We start from the raw sequence: 283 nt of genomic DNA, 5'->3' as shown, positions 1-283 counted from the left end.
CTAAGCAAGAGCACCGGCCAAAGCTGCATCTGGAGTTGACTGCAGCTGCTTTGTTGGCGAACTGTATTTCTTGGTGACGAATCTGAAGAAATCCCTCCACAACAGCTCATACATCAACCAGCTATTTCCACTGTTTGACAGGCCATTCACACCTTCGCTGGTAGCAGTTCCTTTTAGCTCCGCAAACATGGAGCGGGGAGAGATGCAACCAAATGCCAGCCATGGAGAAATCTTACAAGAAAAGTTAGCGCCGTATATACCGTCTTCCTTTCCGTTGGTTACT

The 283-nt window shown here is 48.1% G+C and carries 1 protein-coding gene; it reads right to left on the bottom strand.

Going from position 1 to position 283, the window contains the following annotated elements:
- Window positions 1-283, bottom strand: a 283-nt coding sequence (locus C6N31_RS44950; protein WP_232486376.1) for a hypothetical protein, incomplete at its 5' end; no start/stop codon positions are given.

This window comes from Streptomyces fildesensis (assembly GCF_016107395.1).
GTDB classification, from domain to species: Bacteria; Actinomycetota; Actinomycetes; order Streptomycetales; family Streptomycetaceae; genus Actinacidiphila; species Actinacidiphila fildesensis.
Note: the sequence above shows the minus strand (reverse complement) of the source record. Positions and strands in the feature narration are given on the sequence as shown.